This is a genomic window from Burkholderia sp. AU33545 (genome assembly GCF_020419685.1).
In the GTDB taxonomy this organism is placed as follows: domain Bacteria; phylum Pseudomonadota; class Gammaproteobacteria; order Burkholderiales; family Burkholderiaceae; genus Burkholderia; species Burkholderia diffusa.
Map to the genome: position 1 here is coordinate 1 of NZ_JAIZRQ010000005.1, position 24,979 is coordinate 24,979.

The following is a 24,979-nucleotide window of genomic DNA, read 5'->3' on the forward strand; positions in this document are numbered from 1 at the left end:
TTGCCTGATGACCATAGCGAGTCGGTCCCACCCCTTCCCATCCCGAACAGGACCGTGAAACGACTCTACGCCGATGATAGTGCGGATTCCCGTGTGAAAGTAGGTAATCGTCAGGCTCCCTAAGCCAAAAACCCCCGCCCAAAAGGCGGGGGTTTTTGCATTTGGGCGGCGGAAATACGCGAGATGGCAGAGAGCCGTCTCCGTCTTGCAAGCTGCATGCTGTCTCGGACCGGCAGATCCCGCGGCAACCCACCCCAATAAACTTATCCGGATTGCAGTCGATTCCGTTGTCACGCTCGCGCCGGAACGAAATCTCGCGATTTGATACGATCGAAGTGTCGTCGACGGCTGCTTGCCTCGACGTTCATGTTCGAACCAGTGCTTGATGGAGAGAGGGCAGGGAATGAATATCGGCGACGCGTCGCGCGAATCCGGCGTCAGCGCAAAAATGATCCGGTACTACGAACAGGTCGGTCTTCTTGCGCCCAGCAAGCGGAGCGACGCCGGATACCGGATCTACGGTTCGGACGAAGTCCATATCCTGCGCTTCATCCGTCAGGCACGGCGGCTCGGTTTTCTCGTCGAGGATATCCGCAAGTTGCTGATGCTCTGGCAGGACCGCGCCCGCGCCAGCGTCGAAGTGAAGTCGATCGCCCTCGAACACGTGGCCGAACTCGACAAACGCATCGCTGAATTGAGCGACATGCGCAATACGCTAGCCGATCTCGCCGCGCACTGCCATGGTGACGAACGACCTGAATGCCCGATCTTGGCGCGCCTGGCCGAACCGGCTGGTGAACCAGATTAGTGCATGCCCTCGAGGTCGAAAAGAGTCCTCGATTCAATATTCATAAAAATCAGCGAGTTAAAGCGGATTCTTCACAAGCCATTCCAAAATGGAATGGCTTCCATGCAAGCATTTCACTGGCATCTTGGTGCGGCATCGCTATAATTCGGGATAACCCTATACGGGAAATCCCTGAATCTCGATTCGCCAGGGGTCCCCCTTCCTTGGAGAAGATCATGATCGCCTACATCGTTGAAAAGCTGAGCAACTGGTTCGAATCCGCAGAACGTGAGCGCCGTGAGGCATACCTCGCCACGTCGTCGGACATCGTCCAGCTCGAGAGCCGCATCCGCTCGCTCGAAACCAACGGCTACTCGCTGTAATCGAGTTACCGCCAGGTGCCGTGTGGCACCGAACGAAAAGCAAGCCCCGTGTTGACGGGGCTTTGTTTTTTGTGCGCTTGATCTGGCGAAATCGTCGGCGCGGCGCTATGGTATGGGCCTGTTTTTAACCGGAAGAGTACAACCATGCGCTTGCGTCTCGATATGCATCACGTTTCCCGCGCACGTCTCGTTCTGGGGGCTGTCGTGTTCGCTCACGGCGTGGCGGCCGGTGCGGCGACGTCGTCCAAGCCGCTGATTCTCGATACGCAACATGGGATCCAGGATGGCAAGGGCGGCCTAGTGTTGCAAACGGCTCCGTTATCGTCAGAGCCAATCGTCGAGCCCGCAGGCATGCGCGCGCCGGCCGGGCAGGGATCGACTTCCTCGATCCCGCTGTTTGTCGCGCCGTATATCAATGTGCCTGGCTGGGGCATGTCGCCGGCCAATCAGCCGAGACCCACGCCAAGACCGCAGCCATAACGGCAAGACGTCCGCTCAGTTCCCGCGGTGCTCGATCTGGCATCGGGCGCCGCTGTCCTGTCCCAGGCGTTCGACGAGATAGGGCAGCGCTTCGTTCATGCTCTGCGCGAGTGTGTACGGCGGATTCAGGATGAACATTCCGCTGCCGTAAAGGCCCAGGCCGCCTGTCGGCGGATTCGATACCGTCAGCGTCAGGTGCAGCCAGTTGTTCGGCTGCAGGCGCTTGAGCTGTTCCGGAAAACGCTGCGATTCCACCCGCGCAACCTGCGGATACCAGATCGCGTAACAGCCGGTCGCGAAACGCTTCAGGCATTCCGTTACGCAAGTCACCGTGCGCGCGTAGTCCTTCTTGTCCTCATAGGACGGATCGATCAGCACGAGCGCGCGTCGCGGCGGCGGCGGCAGCAGCGCCTTGATGCCCTCGAAGCCGTCACCGGCGTAAATCATCGCGCGGCGCCCCGCATCGCGGAAGTTGTGACGCAGCACGTCGATTTCCGTCGTGTGCATTTCGAACAGACGCATCCGGTCCTGCTCGCGCATCGACCGCCATGCGAGATACGGGGAGCCCGGATAGTAGCGCAGCTCGCCGTCGTCGTTCAGCGCGCGCACCTCGTCGACGTAATCACCGAGCACCTCGGGCAGGTTCTTTTCGTTCCATAGCGCCCCAATCCCGGTGTCGAATTCCCCCGTCTTGGCGGCATAACCGTCGCGCAGCGAATACACGCCGGCGCCGGCGTGCGTGTCGATGTACCAGTACGACTTGTCTTTCTTGTTCAGGTGGCGCAGCAGCTGGACGACGACGGCGTGCTTGAGCACGTCCGCGTGGTTGCCTGCATGAAAACCGTGACGATAACTGAGCATGGCTGGCTGCCTGAAACGAAGGATGAATCGATGAAAACGGACGATTGCGTGTGGCCGCTGGGCCTCGCACCAATGCGGCCGCGTATTGTACGCGAGTGAGCGTGAGCCGCCTTACTCGAATGCGTCGCCGGCCGCCTCTTCGATACGTTGCTTGACCTCCGGCGTCAGCTTCTCGACAACGTCGAGTGCGCGCATGTTGTCGCCGATCTGCTCGACTCGCGAGGCGCCCGTAATGACAGAACTCACGCGCGGATTCGCGAGTATCCATGCGATCGCGAGTTGGGCGGTGCTGCAGTCGAGTTCGGCCGCGATCGTGCCGAGTCGTTCGACCACGTCGTTGCTGGCCGGATCCGTCAGCCGCGCACGGAGCCAGTCGTAGCCCGGCAATTGCGCGCGGCTACCCGGCGGTACGCCGTTCCGGTACTTGCCGGTGAGCAGCCCCGATGCCAGCGGGCTCCAGGTCGTCAGGCCGAGGCCGTAGTCGTCATAAAGCCGCGCGTATTCCTGCTCGACCCGGGTACGGTGGAACAGGTTGTACTGCGGCTGCTCGACGACCGGCTTGTGCAGATGGTGCCGCTCGGCAATTTCGTACGCGGCGCGGATCTCGTCGGCGCTCCATTCGGACGTGCCCCAGTAGAGCGCCTTGCCGCGCACGATCATGTCGCTCATCGCCCAGACGGTCTCCTCGATCGGCGTGTTCGGATCGGGGCGATGGCAGTACACGAGGTCGACATAGTCGAGCTGCAGCCGGCGCAGCGAGTGGTCGATCGCGTTCAGCAGATATTTCCGGTTCAGCGTGTGATACTGGTTCGGCGCTTCCGCGAGTCCCCAGAAGAACTTGGTGGACACGAGGTAGCTGATGCGCGGCCAGCCGAGCGACTTGATCGCCTGGCCCATGATTTCCTCGGATTTGCCACCCGCATAAACCTCGGCGTTGTCGAAGAAATTGACGCCCGCATCGCGGGCCGCCGCAAGGCATTCGCGGGCAACCCGCTGATCGACCTGGTTGCCGTAGGTGACCCACGAGCCGAGCGAAAGCGCGCTGATCTGAAGGCCGGAGCGGCCTAGCCGTCGATAGTGCATGGGAGTCTCCCGCGACTCGAAACCGACCTTAAGCTTAGACGTTTTGCGCGCGAACGGCGGGGCCGATCGTGCACAATAGCGGCTGGCCCATCTGCAGGACCGCGCGACGAAAGCGGCTGCAGCGGGGCGCGCTTTTTCGATCCGATAACGGAAGGAGACGGACATGGCAGCAGATCTGACCGGCAAGACCGCAGTCGTCACGGGCGCCGCAAGCGGCATCGGCAAGGAAATCGCACTCGAGCTCGCGAAGGCGGGCGCAGCGGTCGCGATCGCCGACCTGAACCAGGACGGCGCAAATGCGGTCGCCGACGAGATCAACAAGGCAGGCGGCAAGGCGATCGGCGTCGCGATGGATGTGACCAGCGAGGAAGCGGTCAACAGCGGTATCGACAAGGTGGCCGAAACGTTCGGCTCGGTCGACATCCTCGTGTCGAACGCGGGCATCCAGATCGTCAACCCGATCGAAAACTATTCGTTCGCCGACTGGAAGAAGATGCAGGCGATCCACGTCGACGGCGCGTTCCTGACGACCAAGGCCGCGCTCAAGCACATGTACAAGGACGATCGCGGCGGCGTCGTGATCTACATGGGCTCGGTGCACTCGCACGAAGCGTCGCCGCTGAAGTCGGCGTACGTGACGGCCAAGCACGGGCTGCTCGGTCTCGCGCGCGTGCTGGCGAAGGAAGGCGCGAAGCACAACGTGCGCTCGCACGTCGTGTGTCCGGGCTTCGTGCGCACACCGCTGGTCGACAAGCAGATTCCGGAGCAGGCGAAGGAGCTCGGGATCAGCGAAGAGGAAGTGGTGAAGAAGGTGATGCTCGGCAACACGGTCGACGGCGTGTTCACGACGGTGCAGGACGTCGCGCAGACGGTGCTGTTCCTGTCGGCGTTCCCGAGCGCCGCGCTCACGGGCCAGTCGTTCGTCGTCAGCCACGGCTGGTTCATGCAGTAACGGGCTCCGGCACGGGCGGCCGCGCTGCGCGCCGCTTGTGCTGCAGGCAGCATTCGCCGGTAGTGGAACGGCAAGAAAAAACGCGCTCCGGGGAGCGCGTTTGTTGTGTCGGCAGGGCGGGCTGCTGCCCGCTGACACCGGCTTACTTCAGGACCGCTGCGACCGCATTGGCGACCGCATCGAGGTTGCGCGTGTTCAGCGCCGCAACGCAGATCCGGCCGGTGCCGACTGCGTAGATGCCGAACTCTTCGCGCAGGCGATCGACTTGCGCCGAGGTCAGGCCCGAATACGAGAACATCCCGCGCTGCGCGTTGATGAAGCTGAAGTCGCGATCGACACCGCTCGCCTTCAGTCGTTCGACGAGGCCGTTGCGCATCGCGCGGATGCGATCGCGCATTTCGCCGAGTTCCTGCACCCACGAAGCGTGCAGTTCAGGCGACGCGAGCACGGCCGCGACGACGGCGCCGCCATGGGTCGGCGGGTTCGAGTAGTTCGTGCGGATCACGCGCTTCAGTTGCGACAGCACGCGCGTCGCTTCTTCCTTGCTCGACGTGATGATCGACAGCGCGCCGACGCGCTCGCCGTACAGTGAGAAGGACTTCGAGAACGACGACGACACGAACGCATTCAGGTCGGCAGCGGCAAAGAGACGCACCGCGGCGGCATCGGCCTCGATGTTCTCGCCGAAGCCCTGGTAGGCCATGTCGAGGAACGGCACGAGGTTGCGCGCCTTGACGACGTCGACGACCTGCTGCCATTGCGCTTCGGTCAGGTCGACGCCGGTCGGGTTGTGGCAGCACGCGTGCAGCACGACGATCGTGCCCGCCGCATAGCCGTTCAACGCCGACAGCATGCCTTCGAAGTTCACGCCGTTGGTGGCGGCGTCGTAGTACGGGTATGCGACGACTTCGAAGCCGGCAGCTTCGAACAGTGCGCGGTGGTTTTCCCAGCTCGGATCACTGATCGCGACCTTCGCGTTCGGGTTCACGGTGCGAAGGAAATCGGCACCGATCTTCAGTGCGCCCGTGCCGCCCAGTGCCTGCGCCGTGACCACGCGGCCCGCAGCGATCAGCGGCGAATCGTTGCCGAGCAGCAGCTTCTGCACCGCTGCGTCGTACGCGGCAATCCCGTCGATCGGCAGGTAGCCGCGCGGCAGGCCGGCGTCGACACGCGCCTTTTCCGCTTCGCGAACGGCGCGCAGCAGCGGAATCTTGCCTTCTTCGTTCGTGTACACACCGACGCCGAGGTTGACCTTGGTCGGGCGCGTATCGGCGTTGAAGGCTTCGTTCAGGCCCAGGATCGGGTCGCGGGGAGCAAGCTGGACAGCGGAGAAGAGCGACATGATGATTCGGCAGTAGTGAAAAGAGGGTCAGGCTTTCAGCCGGCGGGGCAGGCGCAGCGGACCGCGCGCCAACAGGCACGGCGCCGGAAAGCGCAGCAGCCTGACATTGTAGCGAATTCACGCTGCCGGAGGCGGCGATCGCGCGGCGAATTGCGATTTCGGGCGGTTGCCGCGCGTCAGGAGCCGTCAGCGGTTCGCAACGCCGCGAAGCGCTAGAATAGTTTTTTTGCCCTCGCTCCGGCCGCACTCCATGTCCGAACATCACGCCGCAGTCGGCGACGCGCTCGACGAATCGAAATTCGTGACCTTCGAAGGGTCGCCGTTCCAGTTGTACCAACCGTATCCGCCCGCAGGCGACCAGCCGACCGCGATCGAAACGCTCGTCGAAGGTGTCGGCGACGGCCTCGCATTCCAGACGCTGCTCGGCGTGACCGGTTCGGGCAAGACCTTCACGATGGCCAACACGATCGCGCGGCTCGGCCGCCCGGCAATCGTGTTCGCGCCGAACAAGACGCTCGCGGCGCAGCTCTACGCGGAATTTCGCGAGTTCTTCCCGCGCAACGCGGTCGAGTACTTCGTGTCGTACTACGACTATTACCAGCCGGAAGCGTACGTGCCGCAGCGCGACCTGTTCATCGAGAAGGATTCGTCGATCAACGAGCACATCGAGCAGATGCGGCTGTCGGCGACGAAGAGCCTGATGGAGCGCCGCGACGTGGTGATCGTCGCGACGGTGTCGGCGATCTACGGTATCGGCAACCCGTCCGAATACCACCAGATGATCCTGACGCTGCGCACCGGCGACAAGCTCGGCCAGCGCGACGTGATCGCGCGGCTGATCGCGATGCAGTACTCGCGCAACGAACAGGACTTCCAGCGCGGTACGTTCCGCGTGCGCGGCGACACGATCGACATCTTCCCGGCCGAGCACGCGGAATTGGCCGTGCGCGTCGAGCTGTTCGACGACGAGGTCGAGACGCTGCAGCTGTTCGACCCGCTGACCGGGCGCGTGCGGCAGAAGATCCCGCGCTTCACCGTGTATCCGTCGTCGCACTACGTGACGCCGCGCGACACCGTGATGCGGGCGGTCGAGACGATCAAGGACGAATTGCGCGAGCGCCTCGAGTTCTTCCACAGCAACGGCAAGCTCGTCGAGGCGCAGCGCCTCGAGCAGCGCACGCGCTTCGACCTCGAGATGCTGCAGGAGCTCGGCTTCTGCAAGGGCATCGAGAACTACTCGCGGCACTTTTCGGGTGCCGCGCCCGGCGAGCCGCCGCCGACGCTCGTCGACTACCTGCCGCCCGACGCGCTGATGCTGCTCGACGAATCGCACGTGCTGATTGGCCAGCTGAACGGCATGTACAACGGCGACCGCGCGCGCAAGGAAAACCTCGTCAACTATGGCTTCCGGCTGCCGTCGGCGCTGGACAACCGGCCCCTCAAGTTCCCGGAGTTCGAACGCAAGATGCGCCAGGTGGTGTTCGTGTCGGCGACGCCGGCCGACTACGAGCAGCGCGTGACGGGGCAGGTCGCCGAGCAGGTGGTGCGGCCGACCGGGCTCGTCGACCCGGAAATCGAAGTGCGCCCGGCGAGTTCGCAGGTCGACGACGTGCTGACGGAGATCAATGCGCGCGTGAAGGCCGGCGAGCGGGTGTTGATCACCGTGCTGACGAAGCGAATGGCCGAGCAGCTCACCGAGTTCTTGGCCGACCACGGCGTCAAGGTGCGCTACCTGCATAGCGACATCGACACGGTGGAGCGGGTCGAGATCATCCGCGATCTGCGGCTCGGCACGTTCGACGTGCTGGTCGGGATCAACCTGCTGCGCGAGGGCCTCGACATTCCGGAGGTGTCGCTCGTCGCGATTCTCGATGCGGACAAGGAAGGCTTCCTGCGCGCCGAGCGCTCGCTGATCCAGACGATCGGCCGCGCGGCGCGCAACGTGAACGGCAAGGCGATCCTCTACGCCGACAGGATGACCGAATCGATGAAGCGCGCGATCGGCGAGACCGAGCGGCGCCGCGCGAAGCAGATCGCGCACAACGAGAAAATGGGCATTACGCCGCGCGGTGTCGTGAAGCGCATCAAGGACATCATCGACGGCGTGTACAACGCCGACGAGGCGCGCGCGGAGCTGAAGGAAGCGCAGCAGCGCGCGAAATTCGAGGACATGTCGGAGAAGCAGCTCGCGAAGGAAATCAAGCGTCTCGAGAAGCAGATGGCCGACTACGCGAAGAACCTCGAGTTCGAGAAGGCCGCCGCGACGCGCGACCAGCTTGCGCTGTTGCGCGAGCGCGTGTTCGGCGCGAACGTCGGCGACCACATCAACGGCGGCCGGTAAATCTTTCCAAGCGTCACCAAAATCTGTCAGTAACGGGTCTGTAAGCCTTGTCGGATCAGGGGTTTACACGGTGTCTCGTTTGTTCCGAAGCTGGTTCGGTGCTAAACTTCGCAAGTATTGAGAATAGTTCGCATTAACGTTCTTCATTGCGTTAGTGTTTTCAGCGTGCCGCCCGGGAGGCGGCGCGCATGTCGTCAAGATAGTCAGACAAATAACAAGGAGTGTCCATGTTGGGTTCTTCGTTCATCCGCACGTCGGTTGCGGTAGCGGCGGCGCTTGCCGCGATGTCGGCCTCGGCGGCCGAATATCCGATCGGCAAGCAGCAGATCCAGGGCGGCATGGAGATCGGCGCGGTGTACCTGCAGCCGATCACGATGGATCCGGAAGGGATGATGCGCAAGGCGTCGGATTCCGACATCCACCTCGAGGCGGACATCCACGCGGTCAAGAACAACCCGACGGGTTTCGCGGAAGGCGACTGGATGCCGTACCTGCAGGTCACGTACAAGCTGACGAAGCAGGGCGACACGAAGTGGAAGGCCGAAGGCGACCTGATGGGCATGGTCGCGAGCGACGGACCGCACTATGGCGACAACGTGAAGCTCGCCGGCCCGGGCAAGTATCACCTGACGATGACCGTCAAGCCGCCGATGCAGTCAGGCCACATGGCGTTCGGCCGTCACGTCGACAAGGAAACGGGCGTGGGCGCATGGTTCAAGCCCATCACCCTCGAATATGACTTCCCGTTCGCCGGCATCGGCAAGAAGGGCGGGTACTGATCGGTGGCATCACGGACGGCGTGCTTCGGCGCGCCGTCGGCGCAGAGAACCCAGAATGAAATTTCCCCAGAAAATCGTTGCCGCAGCCGCCGCGCTGTGGCTCGCCGGCGCGGCGCATGCCGCCGATCTGCCGACGTTCAAGCTCGAGATGACGGACGGCAAGCTGAATCCCGCCCGCATCGAAGTGCCGGCCGGCCAGCGCTTCAAGATCGAGATCAGGAATACCGGCAAGGGCGCCGCCGAATTCGAGAGCGTGCAGTTGCGCAAGGAGAAGGTGCTTGCGCCGGGCGCGGATTCGTTCGTGGTCGTCGCCCCGCTGTCGCCGGGCGAATACAAGTTTTTCGACGATTTCCACCAGCAGGCACAGGGCGTGATCGTCGCGAAGTAATGCGTTTTATCTGCGTGCGGGCGTACGAGTGTCTTGCGCCGCGCGTCAGGAGGATTCAATGGGTCAGATCTTGTTCATCGTCTGGCGGGAGAGCGTCGAAGCGCTGCTCGTCGTCGGCATCCTCTATGCATGGCTGAAGAACGGCGACGACGACGCGCGCCGCGGCCTGCCGTTTCTGTGGACGGGCGTGGCAGTCGGCCTGCTGATGGCGGTCGGTCTCGGCGCCGCGCTCGTCGGCTTTACCGAAGTGCTGTCCGGCGACGCGCAGGACTATTTCCAGACCGCGATGGTGCTCATCGCGTGCGTGCTGATCGTGCAGATGGTGCTGTGGATGCGCCGGCACGGCCGCACGCTGAAGCGTGACATGGAGCAGTCGCTGCAGCAGAGCACGCGCGATTCGAACTGGTGGGGCGTCGCCGTGCTGGTCGCGCTCGCGATCGCTCGCGAAGGCAGCGAGACGGTGATCTTCCTGTACGGCCTCGGTTTTGGTCAGTCGGGGCACGTGGACGGCAGCCAGATGCTCGCAGTCGTGATCGGCCTGGGCCTCGCGTTCCTCACGTTCTATCTGCTGCAGCTTGGCGGCAAGTACTTCTCGTGGCGCCATTTCTTCCGCGTCACCGAAGTGATGCTGCTGTTCCTCGGTGCGGGCCTGTTCCAGACCGGCGTCGACAAGCTGATCGACAAGGAAATCCTGCCGCTCGGCATTTCGCAGGTGTGGGATACGTCGTCGATTCTCGACGACTCCGGCACGTTCGGTTCGCTCGTCGCGACGCTGACGGGCTACCGGGCGCACCCGGCGCTGACCAACCTGATCGCCTATGCGGTGTACTGGGCGGTGGTCTGGCTGCTGATGAAGCGCGCGAGCCGTCGTCCGGTCGTCCCTGCGGGTCGCGCGGCATGAGTGTTGTTGCCGCAGCCAAGCCGGGCTGGCTCGCGCAGGCCGGTCAGTGGATGCAGCGCCACGGCGCGGTGATCCGCGGCATCCAGTGGGTCGTCGTCGCCGTCTACGCGTTCCTGATCATCGTGCCCGCAGTATTGCCGCTGCCCGACGATTCCGCGCATCTGTGGAGCAATCTCACGCTGATCGCGCAGTTCGTGTTCTGGGGCATCTGGTGGCCGTTCGTGCTGCTGTCGATGGTGATGCTCGGCCGCGTCTGGTGCGGCGTGCTGTGCCCGGAAGGCGCGCTGACCGAATATGCGAGCAAGTTCGGCCGCGGCGGCGCGATTCCGCGCTGGATGCGGTGGGGCGGTTGGCCGTTCGTCGCATTCGGGCTCACGACGATCTACGGGCAGATGGTGAGCGTGTACCAGTATCCGCTCGCGGTGCTGTTCGTGCTCGGCGGCTCGACCGTCGGCGCGATCGTGATAGGCGTGCTGTACGGCCGCGAGAAGCGCGTGTGGTGCAAGTACCTGTGCCCGGTCAACGGTGTGTTCGGGCTGCTCGCGCGGCTCGCGCCGATGCGCTACAAGGTCGATGAGGATGCTTGGCGTCGCTCGTACAAGAACGGCGAGCACGGGCATCGCGTGATTCCGATCAATTGCGCGCCGCTCGTGCCGTTGCGCAACATGAAGGGCGCGGCCTCGTGCCATATGTGCGGCCGATGCAGCGGGCACCGCGATGCAATCGCGCTGTCGTGGCGCTCGCCGTCCGACGAGGTCGTGAACCTTGGCGCGCAGCAGGCGAATCCGTGGGACACGGCGCTGATCCTGTACGGCCTGCTCGGCGTCGCGATCGGTGCGTTTCACTGGACCGTCAGCCCGTGGTTCGTGCAGATCAAGCAATGGCTCGCGGGCTGGCTCATTGATCGCGACATCACGTGGCCACTCGAGACGAATGCCCCGTGGTTCCTGCTCACGCACTATCCGGATCGAAACGATGTGTTCTCGTGGCTCGACGGCGGGCTGGTCGTCAGCTACATCGTCGGCACGGGGCTCGTGTATGGCACCGCGCTGCTCGTGCTGCTGGCCGGCGCGACGCTGATGCTCGGCCGTTTCGACCGCGTGCGTCTCCATCATCTCGCGCAGGCGTTGATCCCGATCGCGGGAGCCGGTGTGTTCCTCGGGCTGTCGGCGACGACGCTGTCGCTGCTGCGGGCCGAGCACGTGCCGCTCGGCTGGGCGACCGACGTTCGCATCGCGATTCTGGTCGGCGCCAACGCATGGAGCGCCTGGCTCGCATGGAAGGTGACGGGGCGCTATGCTGCCTGGTCGCGTCGACTGGCGGCATTCGCGTGGTTCGCGGCAGGCCTGGCCGTGGTCGACAGCGCATGGTGGTTGATGTTCTGGGGTTTCTGACGCGGTCTTGACGGCCGTGTGGCCGGGCTCCGGAGCAGCAGGCGAGCGTATTTCGCCGTCGGGCTCCGGAACGCGCTGAAGCTGAAGTGCCGACAGCCGCGATGCCTTTCTCTTTGCATCCGGACGCACCGACAAAAAAAAGCGACACGTCGAAGGACGTGTCGCTTTTTTTCTTCCTTGTGCGAGAACCAAAAAAGTGGCTTGGCTTGCTGCAACGGCTGCTTGAGTGTGTTTGCACGAAGGGGTCTAGATCTCGCGTGCAAGCCGTTACGCTGGCTACTGCCCAACACCTCTCAGGGAGGTGGTCCCCACAATACTCTGTCGTTACTTCGTCAGGATCAGCTTGCCGAGCCGCGTGGCACGCAACTGATACGTCTCTCCGTTGTGCGCGATGCTGATGTGGCTGCGGCCTTGCAGCAGCGCATCGCTGCTGAGGGTCCGGGTGCCGGCATCGTGACTACCGGCAGGTTTCGCCGGCGTCGTGACCGCTGCCGTCTTTTGACGGTTGGCGCTTGCGGTGCCGGTCGTGCGGCGCAACGTCAGCGTGGTCGGGCGCGTGGTGTCGGTCATTCGGTTGATCGGTGACTGTCGATACGATGGAATGAATTCTAAATGATAACTATTCCCATTTACAAAACTCTTTATCGATCGATATGACGAATTCGATAGCTTGAATCAAAGGGCGGCTCGCAGGCCGCCGCCGACGTCAGTGGAGCGGGTCAGGGTCCTTGCGTCCCTGTGCGTATTCGCGGATCAGGCGCACCGTGTCGATGTCCGACGTGCGATACGCTTCCTTGACGATGCCGTGCGTCTGGCGCGCTTCCTCGCTGTCGTCCGTGACGGTCAGCGTCGTGTGGTATTCGAAGCGCAGGAACAACTCGTGGTCGTCGCGTTCCTCGATCGTCATCGTCAACGAGCCGCCGATTTCGCCGCCGGCCGCATGGATGTCGTAGCGCACTTGCTGGTTCGGGGTGAACGTCACGCGGTCGCGCACGGTCGCATGGCCGTAGTGCAGCTCGCGTTCGAGCGTGGTATCCGTCCGTTCAAGGACGACACAGCTGTCGAGGCCGATCACGAACAGCTGCGGCTGTTCGGCGCGCAGCACGAGGCCTTCCCAGAGCTGGTCGCGGGTAAGGGACGGCACGGCCGGATCGTCGGAGTTGATCTGGATCAGATGTTCGAAGTTCAAGGGGACGGGTTCCTTCTGGTGGCGGGCGGCCACATGGATCAAAAAAACATTGTGACGCAAAACGCGCAGCTTCGCGGCACCTGTGGCCCCGATCGGACGTCATGCCTCGATGGAGCCCATGCGGCCGGTCTGGTAGTCGATGACGGCCTGCCGGATCTCTTCCTCGGTATTCATCACGAACGGGCCGTAGCGGACGATCGGCTCGTTGAGCGGCACGCCGCCGATCAGCAGCAGGTCGAGCGGCATATCGCCGGCCTCGAACGTCACCGCGTCGCCATCGTCACCGTAGACGACCATCTGTCGCGCGTCGATTTGCTGCCTGTCGGGCCCGTAGCGGCCGGCTCCCTCGAGCGGGTAGGCGAACACGCGATAACCTGCCGGCACCGGCTGCGTGACCGTTGCACCCGGTTGCAGCGTGAAATGCTGGTAGAGGATCGGCGTGCGCGTCTCGATCGCCGCGCGCACACCGAAGGCTTCGCCGGCGATCACGCGGACCCGCGCGCGGCCGTCGGGCGACGTCGCGGTCGGGATGCGGCCGACCGGGATCTCCTGGTAGCGCGGTGCGATCAGCTTGTCGCGCCGCGGCAGGTTGACCCACAGCTGAAAGCCGTGCGAGCGTCCGCCGGCCTGCGCGAACTCGGGATCCGGCATTTCGCTGTGCACGACGCCCGCGCCGGCCGTCATCCACTGCACGTCACCAGGCCCGAGCGTGCCGGCATGGCCGGCCGAGTCGCGATGACGAAAACGCCCGTCGAGCACGTAGGTGACCGTCTCGAAGCCGCGATGCGGATGGTCGGGCGCGCCCTTGGCTTCGCCAGGGGCATAGTCGACGGGGCCCATTTCGTCGAGCAGCAGGAACGGATCGAAATCCATCAGCAGGCGGGTCGGGAACGGGCGGTGAACCACGAAGCCGCCGCCTTCGGTCGTGCGAAGCGCGGGGTACGTGCGGTCAAGCGAGCGAGCGGTCGTCATGCAGAAGCCCTCGATATCATCGGAATAGCGTCATTTTTGAAACATAGCGCTATTATATTGGGCGTTTTACGGTCCGATTTGCGGCGGTTCGCAATGGATTGTTCTGAAATTGGAACGATGACATGAACATCGATGCACACAACCTGAACGACCTCATGTACTTTTCGCAGGTCGTCGAACACGGCGGTTTCTCGGCTGCGGAACGCGTGCTGGGTATCTCGAAATCGCGCCTGTCGCGGCGCCTGACCGAACTCGAGGCGGCGCTCGGCGTGCGCCTGCTGCAGCGCTCGACACGCAAGCTCGCGTTGACCGAGGCGGGGGAACTGTTCTACCAGCATTGCCAGGCGATGCTCGCCGAAGCCCAGGCCGCGATGAACGCCGTGCAGCAGTTGCGCGCGTCGCCGCGCGGCTCGGTGCGAGTGAGCGTCCCCGTGACGTTGTCGCAGACGATGCTGTCGCGCATCCTCCCCGAATTTCTGCACCGCTATCCCGAGGTGAAGGTGCACATCCGTGTGACGAATCGTGTGATCGACCTGTTCGAGGATTCGATCGACGTTGCGTTGCGCGTGCGCTCGGAGCCGCCGCAGAACGCGAACATCGTCGTGCGGCCGCTGTGGCGGACCGAGCAGATGCTGGTCGGCGCGCCGAGCCTGCTGAACCAGAATGCGCCGCCGCTCGTGCCGGACGATCTGGCGCGCTTCGAGACGCTCGATACGCCGAGCGTCGACGGGCGGCACGTGTTCAGCCTGATCGCGCCGGACGGCACGCGTCACTTGCACGAGCACGACCCGCGGCTCGTGACGGCCGACCTGATGACGATCCGCGAGGCCGTGCTCGACGGCCTCGGCATCGCGGCGCTGCCCGAGATGATGTACGGCAATGCGTTGCGTGCGGGGCAGTTGTCGCCGGTGATGCCGGGCTGGACGCTGCCGGTGCCGCAACTCTATGCAGTGTTCGTGTCGCGGCAGGGCATGCCGCCCGCCGTGCGCGCGTTCGTCGACTATCTGGTCGAGAAGCTCGACCATGGCGAATACAAGCAGCCGGGGTGCCCCGAGCGCGCGAAACAGGACGCGGCGGCGGCCGATGCTTCGGCCACCTGAATGCAAGATGCGCGTCGTGGCAAATTTGTTTTGTCATTGAAGCGCCGCCGGCAATCGCAAGTTTCAATCGCCGGGACCTTGAATGCATACGCGGGCAGGCCTATATTGAAATCCCATTTCGCGAAGGAAGTTCTGAGCGGAATCAGGTGGCCGCATATATTGCGAGCCAGATAGGGCAGAACGCGCAGTCCGTGCAGACCACGGTAGTCGCATTTGCGTTGCTCGAGGCGCAACCGATACCGCCGAAGAGCCCGCCGCCCGAAGGCGCCCGCGTGCGCATGAAAAAAGGCCTTCATCTGGCGATGAAGGCCTTTTACTTTGTGGGCGGCCGGCGAGGTGCGGCCGGCGAGGTCCTGCCACCCAGGCCACCGTCGCGTAGCGAATGCGCGTGCGCTACTTCGCCTTCGCAGTCGGCTCCGTCACGAAGCCGAGCTTCGTCAGGCCGCCGGCCTGCGCATCGGACATCACTTCGGCCACACGCTCATACGCAACCTTGCGGTCGGCGCGCAGGTGCAACTCCGGTTGCGGCTGATGCTGTGCCGCTTCCGCGATGTGCGCCTGCAACTGCTCGCGCGTGACCGTCTGGTCGTTCCACAGGATCGTGCCATTGCCCTGGATCGCGACGTCGACGGTCTGCGGCTTTTCGTCGACGGGCTGGCTGCTCGCGTGCGGGAGGTCGATCTTCACCGCGTGCTGCATCGCCGGAATCGTCACGAGGAAAATGATCAGGAGTACGAGCATGACGTCGACGAGCGGCGTCATGTTGATCTCGCTCATCACGCCATCGTCGTCGTCATCGCTGAAGCCTGTGTTCATTGCCATGGTTCACCTCGTCTCAGCTGGCGCGCGAAGCAAGGCGCAGGCCGTCGCGGGGCGACGACGACGCGAGGCGCGCACCCGTCACGAAGTATGCGTGCAGGCCGTGCGCGAAGCGGCGCAGCTTGCTGACGACGCCCTTGTTCGCACGGGTCAGTGCGTTGTAGCCGAGCACTGCGGGAATCGCGACGAACAGGCCGAAGGCCGTCATGATCAGCGACTCGCCCACCGGGCCCGCGACCTGGTCGATCGACGTCTGGCCGGTTGCACCGATTGCGAGCAGTGCGTGGTAGATGCCCCAGACCGTGCCGAACAGGCCGACGAACGGCGCCGTGCTGCCGATCGACGCGAGAATCGCGAGACCGGCCTGCATGCGCGAAATGCCCTCGTCCATCGTGTCCTTCAGGCAGCGCGTGACCCAGTCCGACACGTCCATGCGGTCGTGCAGATGCGGTTGCGTCTGATGGTGGTGATCGGCGGCTTCCTTGCCCGACAGCGCGAGCGCGAGGAACGGGTTGTCGCTCGGCGTCGATGCGGCGAGGCCGAGCTTCTTGATGCCGTCGTTGAAATCGTCCGAATGCCAGAATGCCTGCTCGGCATTCTTCGTGAGACGATTCAGGCGAACCACGTTCCAGCCCTTGACGATGATCACGATCCACGACAGGACCGACATCACGAGCAGCGTGATCGCGATGGCGCGCGTGACGAAATCACCTTGCGCCCAGACGTGCGCGATACCGTAGCTTTGCATTTTTGTTTCCTTTGAATCTTTCGAATGAGGCGGGTTAATCGTCGAGCGTGAAGTTGAAGGGCAGCGTATGGGCGGCGCGGATCGCTTGCCCGTTCTCGAGGTATGGAGGACAGGTGCTGGCGCGTGTCGCATCCAGCGCAGCCTCGTCGAGGCGCGGGTAGCCGCTGCTCTTTTGCAACTCGACACTTTCGATCTTGCCCGTCAAGCCGATGACGAAGTGAACATAGGCCGTGCCCGTTTCGCCGCGGCGACGCGACATCGACGGATAGGTGGGCTTCACGAAACTGCACTTGAGCGCCGATACGTTCTTCGGCGCGCTGACTTGCATCGTCTCACGGGCCGGACCGGGCGTGACCGCCGGCGCAGCGGGGGCGGCGGCGGGTGCGGTGGGCGCGGGTGTCGGATCGGCTGCCGGGGCGGGTGTCGGAGACGGTGATTGTGCGACCGGCTGGGGCGTTGGCTTGACGGCTTTCTGCGCCGGTTTCGGTTCGGCCTTCGGCTTGACGCGCGGCGTGGGCTTCGGTGGCGCGGGTTGCGCAACCGATTCGACCGCGACCGGCTGAGCGGCCGGCGCAGGCGGGATGAGCTGCGCCGTGATCGACTGGACTTCGACCGTCTTCGGCGGCGGCGCGTTGCGATGGAGCCACGCGGCCGTCAGCATGATCGCATGTGCGGCAAGCACACCGACCGCGACGGTGATGACCCGGGGATTCATACGTGAGGCAGCCGGCAAGACGCCGGCAGGAGCGGATTGCGAAGCCTGCATGTTAGCTTGAAAGAACGACGTCGCACCCGGGGCGCGGCGGGTGAATCGGTATTACTTGCGGAAGATCAGCAGCGAGATGCACACGGTGGTCACAAATCCGATCAGCAATTCCATGACAGGCTCCTTGGCAGGTAAGCCGCTGGCTCGCGCGAAAGATGGCTTGCTGACGGAAGGACATCAAATGCGGCTTCAGCCGCACGGGTACGCTCGGCGCCGCTCAGGCGGCCTTGCGGTCGTAGAACGTGACCGGGATCGGATGAGCATGATGCTCGACACCGCACCGGCTCGCGCAAACACCTTGCTCGGCCATGAGGTCGCGTACGGACTCCTCGCACTTGCCGCAGCACGTGGCCACGCCGAGCTCGAACTGGAGTTCATCGAAAGAGTTCACGCCCTCGGCGAGGGACGCGCGAATCTTGCGATCGGAAACAGACTTGCACACGCAGACGATCATGATGAGTTGCGATAGCTAACGGTAATGCGAATTATTATCATTAAATTTGCGGACGTTGACAAGCCTGGGTTCGGCTTTTTTTAAGGCCATCGGACCCTTGAAACGGGAGGCGGAGCGGGAAAGGGCGAACCGGCGGCGTGCCGGCCCGCGTCAGACGGTCGCGCAGGCGCGCGCGTTCGGCGAGGAAATGGTGACGGATTCAACCGGCACGTCGAGGCCGAGCAGCGACGATGCGAGTGCGCGCAGTTGCAGGCCGTCGCTCGTCGAGCAGAAGCGTGGCGGCGCGGCACGCGTGCCGGCCGGCGCGCGCAGGCCGCGTTCGTCGAGCACCCGCGTGAGCTGCCGGGCGATGGCATCGCTCGTATCGACGATCGCCAGCCGGTCGCCGACAAGATCACGGATCGTTTCCGTGAAGAACGGGTAGTGCGTGCAGCCGAGCACCAGCGTATCGGCGCCGTCGTCGAGCATCGGCTGCAGGTAACGCTCGAGCAACGCGCGCAATGCGGGCGAGTTCGTGTCGCCGCGTTCGATCGCTTCGACGAGCCCGTGGCCGGGCTGGCAGATGAAGCGACGGCCGGCGCCGTAGCGGTCGAGCAGCGCCTGGAAGCGCGGGCTGTTCAGCGTCGATTGCGTGGCGAGCACACCCGCGACACCGGTCGCGGACAGCGCGGCGGCCGGCTTGATGCCCGGCTCGACACCCACGAGCGGTATCGACAGGCGCTCGCGGATGGCTGCGATCGCTCGCGCCGTCGCGGTGTTGCACGCGATCACGAGCGCTTTCGCGCCTTCGCGGGCTAGCCACTCGCCGATGGCAAGCGTGCGCTCCGTAATGAATGCCTCGTCGCGCGGACCATACGGTGCGTGGTGCGAATCGGCGACATAGACGAACGACTCGCCGGGCAGGTGCGCGCGCGCGGCGCGCAGCACCGACAGGCCGCCGAGCCCCGAATCGAAGATGCCGACGGGGGCGGCGGGGCGGACCCCGGAAGCGGCTGGCTGGTTCGTCGTCGTCATGCGGAAGGCGAGGTGGCGATCGTGGCGGGTGTGGCGATTACTCGGGCGAACCCATCATCGTCTGCTGGTAGTTCTGCAGGCCGACCTTGCCGATCAGGTCGATCTGCGTTTCCAGCCAGTCGATGTGCTCTTCGGTGTCGTCGAGGATCTTTTCGAAGATCTCGCGCGACACGTAGTCACGCACCGATTCACAGTAAGCGATCGCTTCCTTGCACGTGGACTGCGAGACCTGCTCGAGCTTCAGGTCGCACTTCAGGATCTCTTCGGTTTCCTCGCCGACCAGCAGCTTGTGCAGGTCCTGCAGGTTCGGCAGGCCGTCAAGCATGAACACGCGCTCGATCAGCCAGTCGGCATGCTTCATTTCGCCGATCGATTCGTCGTATTCGTGCTTGCCGAGCTTGTCGAGGCCCCAGTGCTTGTACATGCGCGCATGCAGGAAGTACTGGTTGATCGCCGTGAGTTCGTTCTTCAGTTGGGCGTTCAGGTATTCAATGACTTTCTTGTCGCCTTGCATGGCTGTTCCTTGTTCAGTGGGGCTTCAGAAACCGAACGATAATCGCTCGAACGAGAAAAGCCAAGCCTCGAAGCCTTGTCGGGCCTGCCTTTTGCGGGTAATGAGAATCGGCCCGGGATAACGGTCCGCGCGCAATAACGAGAATGAGAAGTAAAAAGGCCGGACATCCGTCCGGCCTTTCGTGCGAGCGCGCTTAAGCGGTTGCGACCGGGATCTTGCCGATCTTCGCCTGCCACTCCTTCGGGCCGGTCTGGTGCACCGACGTGCCCGATGAATCGACGGCGACCGTCACCGGCATGTCCTGCACGTCGAACTCGTAGATCGCTTCCATGCCGAGGTCTTCGAATGCGAGCACCTTCGCGCCGCGGATCGCCTTCGACACGAGGTAAGCCGCACCGCCGACCGCCATCAGGTACGCCGCCTTGTGCTTCTTGATCGCGTCGATCGCGACCGGGCCGCGCTCGGCCTTGCCGATCATCGAGATCAGACCCGTCTGGGCCAGCATCGTTTCGGTGAACTTGTCCATCCGCGTGGCCGTCGTCGGGCCTGCCGGGCCGACCACTTCGTCACGCACCGGATCGACCGGGCCGACGTAGTAGATCACGCGGTTCGTGAAGTCGACCGGCAGCTTCTCGCCCTTCGCGAGCATGTCGGCGATGCGCTTGTGCGCGGCGTCGCGGCCCGTGAGCATCTTGCCCGACAGCAGCAGCGTCTGGCCCGGCGTCCAGCTCGCGACTTCTTCCGGGGTCAGCGTGTTCAGGTCGACTCGCTTGCTGGTTTCCGTGTTGGGTTCCCACTGGACCTTCGGCCAGGCGTCGAGCGACGGCGCCTCGAGCTTCGCGGGGCCCGAGCCGTCGAGCACGAAGTGCGCGTGGCGCGTGGCCGCGCAGTTCGGGATCAGTGCGACCGGCTTCGACGCCGCGTGCGTCGGCGCGGCCATGATCTTCACGTCGAGCACGGTCGCGAGGCCGCCGAGGCCCTGCGCGCCGATGCCGAGCGCGTTGACCTTCTCGTGCAGTTCGACGCGCAGTTCCTCGACCCAGTCCTTCGGGCCGCGCGCGATGATTTCCTGGATGTCGATCGGCTCCATCAGCGATTCCTTCGCCATCAGCATCGCCTTTTCGGCAGTGCCGCCGATGCCGATCCCGAGCATGCCCGGCGGGCACCAGCCCGCGCCCATCGTCGGGACCGTCTTCAGTACCCAGTCGACGATCGAGTCGGACGGGTTCAGCATCACGAACTTCGACTTGTTCTCCGAGCCGCCGCCCTTTGCAGCGACCTGCACGTCGACCTTGTCGCCCGGCACGATCTCGTAGTGGATCACGGCCGGCGTGTTGTCCTTCGTGTTCTTGCGGGCGCCTTCCGGCGGATTGACGATCGATGCGCGCAGCACGTTGTCCGGGTGCGTGTAACCGCGGCGCACGCCTTCGTTGATCATGTCGGTGAGACCCATCGTCGCGCCGTCCCAGCGCACGTCCATGCCGACCTTCACGAAGATCGTGACGATGCCGGTGTCCTGGCAGATCGGGCGACGGCCTTCCGCGCACATACGGCTGTTCGTGAGGATCTGCGCGATCGCATCCTTCGCGGCCGGGCTCTCTTCCAGCTCGTACGCGCGGCCGAGGGCCTGGATGTAGTCGAGCGGATGGTAGTAGCTGATGTACTGCAGCGAATCCGCGATGCTCTGGATCAGGTCTTCCTGTTTGATGACGGTCATGGCTGAGACTCTGTGAGGACTGAGGGGAATACGTTTATGCGTTGGCGGCGGCTTCGACCGATTTGCGGGGCTCGTTCGCTGCAGGCGCGTGCGCGTCGCGGGCGTGCGGCTCGTGGAAATGGGCCGGGTGCGTGTGGGTCGTCAGGCGGTCGACCCACGCCATCACGAGCGCCGACACGAGGAACGACACGTGGATGATCACCTGCCACATGATCGCGTGCGTCGTGTGCTGGTCGGGGTTGATGAAGGTCTTCAGCAGGTGGATCGACGAAATGCTGATCAGCGCCATCGACAGCTTGACCTTCAGCACGCCCGCGTTCACATGGTCGAGCCACTCGGGCTCGTCGGGGTGGCCCTCGATGCCGAGGCGCGACACGAACGTCTCGTAGCCGCCGACGATCACCATGATCAGCAGATTCGAGATCATCACGACGTCGATCAGGCCGAGCACCGCGAGCATCACGCTGATCTCGTCAAGGCTCGTCGCATGCGACAGCAGGTGCCAGACTTCCTTCAGGAACAGGAACACATAGACGGCCTGCGCGACGATCAGGCCCAGATAAAGCGGAACCTGGAGCCAGCGGCTCATGAAGATCAGCGCGGGCAGCGGGCGCAGGGGACGACGGATGGAGCCGGGCGAATGCGGGGCAGACATGGTGGAGGGTCGGGCGCTGGGCGCAGGTATCGGGGGTAATCTTGAAAAGGCGCGCTATTGTAACGCGTCGGCCGGTGCGACTGCAGCGTCGCGCCGGGGCTGCAGGGGACGGATCAGGACGCGGCGGCCGGCACGCGCTTCACGCGCAGGCTCGCGAGCACGATCCCGCTGACGACGCACGCGAGCGCGATGCCGTGCGCGAGCGTCGGACGTTCGCCAAGGAAAGCGATGCCGTATGCGGCGGCCGCGACCGGCAGCACCGCGCTGAATACGCCGGCGAGGCTGCCCGGCACGTGCCGGATCCCTTTCATCCACAGCCAGAACGAGAAGATGCTGGCCGACAGCCCGTACCAGACCACGAGCGCCCACGTACCGGCCGGCACGCTCGCGTAATCGAAATGCCACAACGCCGACGCGCCGAGCGGCAGCATCAGGCACAGGCCGAACAGGTGCGTATACGCGCAGATGTCGATCGGCGCGAGCGTCTGCGTGAGCCGGCGCGACAGGATCACGTAGATCGATTCGCAGCACACAGCGCCAAGGATGAGCAGGTTGCCGGTCAGCGAGCCGGCCGAGGCGCCCCCGGCGCCGTGCGCGGACGCGCTGCCTGCGCTGCCGTTGGCGAGGTTGATCGTCACGACGCCGGCGATCGCGAGCGCGATCGACACGAGCGCACGGCCGTTCGGTTTTTCACGCAGGATCAGCCACGCGAACAGCGCGACGATGGCCGGGATGGTGCTCGTGATCACGCCGGCCGCGACCGCACTCGTGCGCTGCACGCCGTTGAGCATCAGCAGCGTAAACATGAAGGTGCCGAAGAATGCCTGCAGGAACAGGTTCAGCCATTCCGCGCGCCGGACCGCACGCATCTTCACCGGGCTGAACAGCGGCCACAGCACGGCGATCGCGATCACGAAGCGCAGCGTGGCGAGGATGGCGACCGGGACGAAGACGACGATGGATTTGCCGATACCGACGTTGCTGCCGACAAACAGCATCGACAGGATGAGGAAGAGGGCGTAGCGATTCAAGCTGGAATCCGGGAGGCGAGTTCAGTTAGGATTGTAGGGTCGCGGTCGTAACAGCGTAAAGCAGACTGCAAGGCGCCGCTGCGCGGCGTGCGAAACGGCGATGTCGCGTAAGTGACGGGTAAGTTCGAGCGCTTATCGTGGATAGGGCCGGGCCGTACGTCCATCGTCTTGTGACGTGGTGCGGCGCAGCATCGCGCGCAGCCTTCGGGCGCGCGCGGGTGAGTGGGAGACAGCGGCGCGCAAGCGCCGGCCAAGACGCGGCGCGCACGATCGCGCCGCCATGCAGAGGATTCATGTTCACCAAGGGGTAGTCGATGTCTGCGATTGAATCGGTTCTTCACGAAACCCGTCAGTTTGCGCCGCCCGAGGCGCTCGAGAAGGCGGCGACCATTTCCGGCATGCCGGCCTACCAGGCGCTTGCCGCCGAGGCCGAGCAGGATTACGAGGGCTTCTGGGCGCGTCTCGCACGCGAGGGCCTCAGCTGGCACAAGCCGTTCACCAAGGTGCTCGACGAGAGCAATGCGCCGTTCTACAAGTGGTTCGACGACGGTGAGCTGAACGCGTCGTACAACTGCCTCGACCGTCACGTCGAAGCCGGCAACGGCGAGCGCGTCGCGGTGATCTTCGAGGCCGACGACGGCACCGTCACGCGCGTCACCTACGCCGATCTGCTGGCACGTGTATCGCGCTTCGCGAACGCGCTGAAGAAACGCGGAATCGGCAAGGGCGATCGCGTCGTCATCTATATTCCGATGTCGATCGAGGGCATCGTCGCGATGCAGGCCTGCGCGCGCATCGGGGCCACGCACTCGGTCGTGTTCGGCGGCTTCTCCGCGAAATCGCTGAACGAGCGGCTCGTCGACGTCGGCGCGGTCGCGCTCATCACCGCCGACGAGCAGGCGCGCGGCGGCAAGACGCTGCCGCTCAAGAGCATCGCCGACGAGGCGCTCGCGATGGGCGGCTGCGAAGCAGTCAAGAGCGTGATCGTCTATCGCCGCACCGGCGGCAAGATCGACTGGCACGCCGGGCGCGACCTGTGGATGCACGAGATCGCCGACGGCGAGCCCGACACGTGCGCACCGGAATGGGTCGGCGCCGAGCATCCGCTGTTCATCCTCTATACGTCGGGCTCGACCGGCAAGCCGAAGGGCGTGCAGCACAGCACCGGCGGCTATCTGCTGTGGGCCGCGCAGACGATGAAGTGGACCTTCGACTGGAAACCGACCGACGTGTTCTGGTGCACGGCCGACATCGGCTGGGTCACGGGCCACACGTACATCACCTACGGCCCGCTCGCGTGCGGCGGCACGCAGGTCGTGTTCGAAGGCGTGCCGACCTGGCCGGACGCCGGCCGCTTCTGGAAGATGATCAACGATCACAAGGTCACGGTGTTCTACACCGCGCCGACCGCGATCCGCTCGCTGATCAAGGCCGCCGAGGCCGACGACAAGGTTCATCCGAAGAGTTACGACCTGTCGAGCCTGCGCATCATCGGCACGGTCGGCGAACCGATCAATCCGGAAGCGTGGATGTGGTACCACAAGCACGTCGGCCAGGAGCGCTGCCCGATCGTCGACACGTGGTGGCAGACCGAAACCGGCGGCCACATGATCACGCCGCTGCCGGGCGCAACGCCGACGGTGCCGGGGTCTTGCACGCTGCCGCTGCCGGGCATCATGGCCGCGGTGGTCGACGAGACCGGCCAGGACGTGCCGAATGGGCAAGGCGGCATTCTCGTCGTTAAGCGTCCGTGGCCCTCGATGATCCGCACGATCTGGGGCGACCCGGAGCGCTTCAAGAAGAGCTATTACCCCGAGGAACTCGGCGGCACGCTCTATCTGGCCGGCGACGGCACGGTGCGCGACAAGGACACCGGCTACTTCACGATCATGGGCCGCATCGACGACGTGCTGAACGTGTCGGGCCACCGGCTCGGCACGATGGAGATCGAGTCGGCGCTGGTTTCGCACGAGCTGGTTGCGGAAGCGGCGGTGGTCGGCCGCCCGGACGACACGACGGGCGAGGCGGTAGTCGCGTTCGTGGTGCTGAAGCGTTCGCGTCCGGAAGGCGAGGAAGCGGCGGCGCTCGCGAAGACGCTGCGCGACTGGGTCGGCAAGCAGATCGGGCCGATCGCGAAGCCGAAGGACATCCGCTTCGGCGACAACCTGCCGAAGACGCGCTCGGGCAAGATCATGCGGCGCCTGCTGCGCTCGCTCGCGAAGGGCGAGGCGATCACGCAGGACACGTCCACCCTCGAGAACCCCGCGATCCTCGAGCAGCTCGCCGAAGTGCGCTGATCGCGCCTGTTG

The 24,979-nt window shown here is 64.4% G+C and carries 26 protein-coding genes and 1 rRNA gene; 12 read left to right on the forward strand and 15 right to left on the reverse strand.

The genetic code is table 11. From position 1 onward, the window contains the following. Nucleotides 1-3: 3 nt before the first annotated feature. From rrf to LGM71_RS17450, 4 genes are all read left to right on the forward strand, one after another. Nucleotides 4-116: ribosomal RNA gene (gene rrf / locus LGM71_RS17435) — 5S ribosomal RNA — on the forward strand. A gap of 287 nt (nt 117-403) precedes the next feature. Next, nucleotides 404-808: a Cu(I)-responsive transcriptional regulator gene (gene cueR / locus LGM71_RS17440; protein ID WP_059603025.1), complete on the forward strand. Its 405-nt coding sequence runs from the start codon at nt 404-406 to the stop codon at nt 806-808. Nucleotides 809-1,023: 215 nt separating this feature from the next. Beyond that, nucleotides 1,024-1,170, forward strand: a complete 147-nt coding sequence (locus tag LGM71_RS17445; RefSeq protein ID WP_006478295.1) for a DUF3563 family protein — start codon at nt 1,024-1,026, stop codon at nt 1,168-1,170. A 144-nt stretch (nt 1,171-1,314) separates the two neighbouring features. Next, nucleotides 1,315-1,650, forward strand: a complete 336-nt coding sequence (locus tag LGM71_RS17450; protein WP_226115558.1) for a hypothetical protein — start codon at nt 1,315-1,317, stop codon at nt 1,648-1,650. Between the two features lie 15 nt (nt 1,651-1,665). Here the strand turns inward: LGM71_RS17450 and LGM71_RS17455 are convergent, their stop codons facing one another. Together LGM71_RS17455 and LGM71_RS17460 are read right to left on the reverse strand one after the other, a co-directional pair. After that, the gene (locus tag LGM71_RS17455; RefSeq protein WP_124629837.1) at nt 1,666-2,511 is read right to left on the reverse strand and encodes a 23S rRNA (adenine(2030)-N(6))-methyltransferase RlmJ; all 846 of its coding nucleotides are present in this window, start codon (nt 2,509-2,511) and stop codon (nt 1,666-1,668) included. Between the two features lie 111 nt (nt 2,512-2,622). Continuing rightward, the gene (locus tag LGM71_RS17460; RefSeq protein ID WP_226115559.1) at nt 2,623-3,594 is read right to left on the reverse strand and encodes a potassium channel beta subunit family protein; all 972 of its coding nucleotides are present in this window, start codon (nt 3,592-3,594) and stop codon (nt 2,623-2,625) included. Nucleotides 3,595-3,757: 163 nt separating this feature from the next. Between LGM71_RS17460 and LGM71_RS17465 the strand changes: the two genes are divergently transcribed. Next, on the forward strand, nt 3,758-4,546 hold the full coding sequence (locus LGM71_RS17465) for a 3-hydroxybutyrate dehydrogenase (protein ID WP_108064695.1): 789 nt from the start codon (nt 3,758-3,760) through the stop codon (nt 4,544-4,546). Between the two features lie 142 nt (nt 4,547-4,688). On the opposite strand, the gene LGM71_RS17470 is transcribed toward LGM71_RS17465, so the two are convergent. Beyond that, nucleotides 4,689-5,888, reverse strand: coding sequence for an amino acid aminotransferase (locus LGM71_RS17470; RefSeq protein ID WP_059685426.1), 1,200 nt, complete (start codon nt 5,886-5,888; stop codon nt 4,689-4,691). Nucleotides 5,889-6,138: 250 nt separating this feature from the next. Between LGM71_RS17470 and uvrB the strand changes: the two genes are divergently transcribed. From uvrB to LGM71_RS17495, 5 genes are all read left to right on the forward strand, one after another. Next, nucleotides 6,139-8,229 (forward strand): excinuclease ABC subunit UvrB, encoded by a 2,091-nt coding sequence (gene uvrB, locus LGM71_RS17475; protein WP_226115560.1) that lies wholly within the window; start codon nt 6,139-6,141, stop codon nt 8,227-8,229. Nucleotides 8,230-8,456: 227 nt separating this feature from the next. Next, the gene (locus LGM71_RS17480) at nt 8,457-9,008 is read left to right on the forward strand and encodes an iron transporter (protein WP_057929472.1); all 552 of its coding nucleotides are present in this window, start codon (nt 8,457-8,459) and stop codon (nt 9,006-9,008) included. Nucleotides 9,009-9,063: 55 nt separating this feature from the next. Further along, nucleotides 9,064-9,396, forward strand: a complete 333-nt coding sequence (locus tag LGM71_RS17485) for a cupredoxin domain-containing protein (protein ID WP_006760846.1) — start codon at nt 9,064-9,066, stop codon at nt 9,394-9,396. 58 nt (nt 9,397-9,454) lie between these two features. Beyond that, nucleotides 9,455-10,297 (forward strand): FTR1 family iron permease, encoded by an 843-nt coding sequence (locus LGM71_RS17490; protein WP_059605551.1) that lies wholly within the window; start codon nt 9,455-9,457, stop codon nt 10,295-10,297. Next, a complete protein-coding gene (locus LGM71_RS17495; RefSeq protein ID WP_124629791.1) occupies nt 10,294-11,691 on the forward strand; it encodes a 4Fe-4S binding protein in 1,398 nt (465 codons plus the stop codon). The genes LGM71_RS17490 and LGM71_RS17495 overlap by 4 nt, the downstream gene beginning before the upstream one ends. 324 nt (nt 11,692-12,015) lie before the next feature. Here LGM71_RS17495 and hemP read toward each other — a convergent pair whose 3' ends face one another. From hemP to LGM71_RS17510, 3 genes are all read right to left on the reverse strand, one after another. Beyond that, on the reverse strand, nt 12,016-12,261 hold the full coding sequence (gene hemP, locus LGM71_RS17500; protein WP_059605544.1) for a hemin uptake protein HemP: 246 nt from the start codon (nt 12,259-12,261) through the stop codon (nt 12,016-12,018). 136 nt (nt 12,262-12,397) lie between these two features. After that, on the reverse strand, nt 12,398-12,880 hold the full coding sequence (locus tag LGM71_RS17505) for an SRPBCC family protein (protein ID WP_059605541.1): 483 nt from the start codon (nt 12,878-12,880) through the stop codon (nt 12,398-12,400). A gap of 99 nt (nt 12,881-12,979) precedes the next feature. Beyond that, nucleotides 12,980-13,852: a pirin family protein gene (locus LGM71_RS17510; RefSeq protein WP_226115561.1), complete on the reverse strand. Its 873-nt coding sequence runs from the start codon at nt 13,850-13,852 to the stop codon at nt 12,980-12,982. Between the two features lie 122 nt (nt 13,853-13,974). Here LGM71_RS17510 and LGM71_RS17515 point away from each other — a divergent pair, with 122 nt between their 5' ends. After that, nucleotides 13,975-14,952, forward strand: a complete 978-nt coding sequence (locus tag LGM71_RS17515; RefSeq protein ID WP_059605534.1) for a LysR family transcriptional regulator — start codon at nt 13,975-13,977, stop codon at nt 14,950-14,952. A 393-nt stretch (nt 14,953-15,345) separates the two neighbouring features. Here the strand turns inward: LGM71_RS17515 and LGM71_RS17520 are convergent, their stop codons facing one another. The 9 genes from LGM71_RS17520 to LGM71_RS17560 all read right to left on the reverse strand — a co-directional run bounded on the left by LGM71_RS17520 (nt 15,346) and on the right by LGM71_RS17560 (nt 22,670). Next, entirely contained in the window at nt 15,346-15,774 is a 429-nt protein-coding gene (locus LGM71_RS17520; protein WP_006754473.1) for an ExbD/TolR family protein, read from the reverse strand. 13 nt (nt 15,775-15,787) lie between these two features. Continuing rightward, a complete protein-coding gene (locus LGM71_RS17525) occupies nt 15,788-16,519 on the reverse strand; it encodes a MotA/TolQ/ExbB proton channel family protein (RefSeq protein ID WP_059600977.1) in 732 nt (243 codons plus the stop codon). 34 nt (nt 16,520-16,553) lie between these two features. Beyond that, nucleotides 16,554-17,285, reverse strand: coding sequence for an energy transducer TonB (locus LGM71_RS17530; protein WP_226115563.1), 732 nt, complete (start codon nt 17,283-17,285; stop codon nt 16,554-16,556). A 217-nt stretch (nt 17,286-17,502) separates the two neighbouring features. Next, on the reverse strand, nt 17,503-17,739 hold the full coding sequence (locus LGM71_RS17535) for a bacterioferritin-associated ferredoxin (protein WP_006482749.1): 237 nt from the start codon (nt 17,737-17,739) through the stop codon (nt 17,503-17,505). 150 nt (nt 17,740-17,889) lie between these two features. Further along, the gene (gene murI, locus LGM71_RS17540; protein ID WP_226115565.1) at nt 17,890-18,753 is read right to left on the reverse strand and encodes a glutamate racemase; all 864 of its coding nucleotides are present in this window, start codon (nt 18,751-18,753) and stop codon (nt 17,890-17,892) included. Between the two features lie 37 nt (nt 18,754-18,790). Next, nucleotides 18,791-19,267: a bacterioferritin gene (gene bfr / locus LGM71_RS17545; RefSeq protein ID WP_059600984.1), complete on the reverse strand. Its 477-nt coding sequence runs from the start codon at nt 19,265-19,267 to the stop codon at nt 18,791-18,793. 193 nt (nt 19,268-19,460) lie between these two features. Continuing rightward, complete coding sequence (locus LGM71_RS17550; RefSeq protein WP_059600985.1) at nt 19,461-20,984, reverse strand: fumarate hydratase; 1,524 nt, start codon at nt 20,982-20,984, stop codon at nt 19,461-19,463. 34 nt (nt 20,985-21,018) lie between these two features. Then, nucleotides 21,019-21,639 carry a TIGR00645 family protein gene (locus LGM71_RS17555; protein WP_124629799.1) on the reverse strand — a complete coding sequence of 207 codons (621 nt, stop codon included), beginning with the start codon at nt 21,637-21,639 and terminating at the stop codon, nt 21,019-21,021. Nucleotides 21,640-21,752: 113 nt separating this feature from the next. Then, nucleotides 21,753-22,670, reverse strand: coding sequence for a DMT family transporter (locus tag LGM71_RS17560; RefSeq protein ID WP_226115567.1), 918 nt, complete (start codon nt 22,668-22,670; stop codon nt 21,753-21,755). A 314-nt stretch (nt 22,671-22,984) separates the two neighbouring features. On the opposite strand from LGM71_RS17560, the gene acs reads away from it, so the two are divergent. Further along, nucleotides 22,985-24,967, forward strand: coding sequence for an acetate--CoA ligase (gene acs / locus LGM71_RS17565; protein ID WP_226115569.1), 1,983 nt, complete (start codon nt 22,985-22,987; stop codon nt 24,965-24,967). Nucleotides 24,968-24,979 lie beyond the last annotated feature (12 nt).

What these genes read in the sequence shown, in the direction of transcription:
- LGM71_RS17535 (WP_006482749.1), bottom strand. Translation starts at nt 17,739, where the DNA reads ATGATCGTCTGCGTGTGCAAGTCTGTTTCCGATCGCAAGATTCGCGCG.
- uvrB (WP_226115560.1), top strand. Translation starts at nt 6,139, where the DNA reads ATGTCCGAACATCACGCCGCAGTCGGCGACGCGCTCGACGAATCGAAA.
- LGM71_RS17445 (WP_006478295.1), top strand. Translation starts at nt 1,024, where the DNA reads ATGATCGCCTACATCGTTGAAAAGCTGAGCAACTGGTTCGAATCCGCA.
- murI (WP_226115565.1), bottom strand. Translation starts at nt 18,753, where the DNA reads ATGACGACGACGAACCAGCCAGCCGCTTCCGGGGTCCGCCCCGCCGCC.
- LGM71_RS17550 (WP_059600985.1), bottom strand. Translation starts at nt 20,984, where the DNA reads ATGACCGTCATCAAACAGGAAGACCTGATCCAGAGCATCGCGGATTCG.
- LGM71_RS17490 (WP_059605551.1), top strand. Translation starts at nt 9,455, where the DNA reads ATGGGTCAGATCTTGTTCATCGTCTGGCGGGAGAGCGTCGAAGCGCTG.
- LGM71_RS17455 (WP_124629837.1), bottom strand. Translation starts at nt 2,511, where the DNA reads ATGCTCAGTTATCGTCACGGTTTTCATGCAGGCAACCACGCGGACGTG.
- LGM71_RS17465 (WP_108064695.1), top strand. Translation starts at nt 3,758, where the DNA reads ATGGCAGCAGATCTGACCGGCAAGACCGCAGTCGTCACGGGCGCCGCA.
- LGM71_RS17450 (WP_226115558.1), top strand. Translation starts at nt 1,315, where the DNA reads ATGCGCTTGCGTCTCGATATGCATCACGTTTCCCGCGCACGTCTCGTT.
- LGM71_RS17510 (WP_226115561.1), bottom strand. Translation starts at nt 13,852, where the DNA reads ATGACGACCGCTCGCTCGCTTGACCGCACGTACCCCGCGCTTCGCACG.
- LGM71_RS17520 (WP_006754473.1), bottom strand. Translation starts at nt 15,774, where the DNA reads ATGGCAATGAACACAGGCTTCAGCGATGACGACGACGATGGCGTGATG.
- LGM71_RS17515 (WP_059605534.1), top strand. Translation starts at nt 13,975, where the DNA reads ATGAACATCGATGCACACAACCTGAACGACCTCATGTACTTTTCGCAG.
- hemP (WP_059605544.1), bottom strand. Translation starts at nt 12,261, where the DNA reads ATGACCGACACCACGCGCCCGACCACGCTGACGTTGCGCCGCACGACC.
- LGM71_RS17485 (WP_006760846.1), top strand. Translation starts at nt 9,064, where the DNA reads ATGAAATTTCCCCAGAAAATCGTTGCCGCAGCCGCCGCGCTGTGGCTC.
- LGM71_RS17480 (WP_057929472.1), top strand. Translation starts at nt 8,457, where the DNA reads ATGTTGGGTTCTTCGTTCATCCGCACGTCGGTTGCGGTAGCGGCGGCG.
- LGM71_RS17530 (WP_226115563.1), bottom strand. Translation starts at nt 17,285, where the DNA reads ATGCAGGCTTCGCAATCCGCTCCTGCCGGCGTCTTGCCGGCTGCCTCA.
- cueR (WP_059603025.1), top strand. Translation starts at nt 404, where the DNA reads ATGAATATCGGCGACGCGTCGCGCGAATCCGGCGTCAGCGCAAAAATG.
- LGM71_RS17555 (WP_124629799.1), bottom strand. Translation starts at nt 21,639, where the DNA reads ATGTCTGCCCCGCATTCGCCCGGCTCCATCCGTCGTCCCCTGCGCCCG.
- LGM71_RS17525 (WP_059600977.1), bottom strand. Translation starts at nt 16,519, where the DNA reads ATGCAAAGCTACGGTATCGCGCACGTCTGGGCGCAAGGTGATTTCGTC.
- bfr (WP_059600984.1), bottom strand. Translation starts at nt 19,267, where the DNA reads ATGCAAGGCGACAAGAAAGTCATTGAATACCTGAACGCCCAACTGAAG.
- acs (WP_226115569.1), top strand. Translation starts at nt 22,985, where the DNA reads ATGTCTGCGATTGAATCGGTTCTTCACGAAACCCGTCAGTTTGCGCCG.
- LGM71_RS17495 (WP_124629791.1), top strand. Translation starts at nt 10,294, where the DNA reads ATGAGTGTTGTTGCCGCAGCCAAGCCGGGCTGGCTCGCGCAGGCCGGT.
- LGM71_RS17470 (WP_059685426.1), bottom strand. Translation starts at nt 5,888, where the DNA reads ATGTCGCTCTTCTCCGCTGTCCAGCTTGCTCCCCGCGACCCGATCCTG.
- LGM71_RS17460 (WP_226115559.1), bottom strand. Translation starts at nt 3,594, where the DNA reads ATGCACTATCGACGGCTAGGCCGCTCCGGCCTTCAGATCAGCGCGCTT.